Here is a 507-nt window from a genome sequence, read left to right as displayed (position 1 = left end):
CCCCGGCCCCTACGGCGAACGCGCCGACTGGTGGTGGTACGACCCCTTTCAACCGCAGCCACCGCCAACCAACAACTAAGCCGGTTGGATTGGGGCACAGCCAATCTCGTCTGCGCTACCCGCTGCCATCGGGGTCGTGAGAATCAGGGCCGACCGCCAAACCCCGCGATAGGACGACATCGTTGCGCCGCGGTGACACGATATTGGCGTGGACGACGCGCGTAGTGCGCTAAAGGCAGCGGGACTGTCGTGCGCCTCGTGTGGCACGCAGCTGCCGCCGAAGTCCAAGTTCTGTTATCAGTGCGGTGCGCCGGTTACACAGGTCAGCCGATCGGCGGAATACAAGCAGGTCACCGTCCTGTTCGCCGACGTGGTCGACTCGATGGGCTTCGCCGCGACAGTCGGGACCGAGCGGCTGCGCGAGATCATGGTCGACCTGGCCAACCGCTGCGCTGTCGTCGTCCGCAGATACGGCGGCACCGTGGACAAGTTCACCGGCGACGGGAT

The 507-nt window shown here is 65.3% G+C and carries 2 protein-coding genes; both read left to right on the top strand.

Annotation, left to right across the window (positions count from 1 at the left end; translation table 11 throughout):
* Positions 1-79 (top strand): hypothetical protein (locus A5655_RS28985; protein WP_231999249.1); only part of this gene is annotated, 79 nt, incomplete at its 5' end.
* Positions 80-208: 129 nt separating this feature from the next.
* A partial coding sequence (locus tag A5655_RS22530) for a zinc-ribbon domain-containing protein (RefSeq protein WP_231999248.1) occupies positions 209-507 on the top strand: 299 nt, incomplete at its 3' end.

Source organism: Mycobacterium sp. 1081908.1, assembly GCF_001673535.1.
Taxonomy (GTDB): Bacteria; Actinomycetota; Actinomycetes; order Mycobacteriales; family Mycobacteriaceae; genus Mycobacterium.
This window is presented reverse-complemented; position numbering and strand designations above follow the sequence as displayed.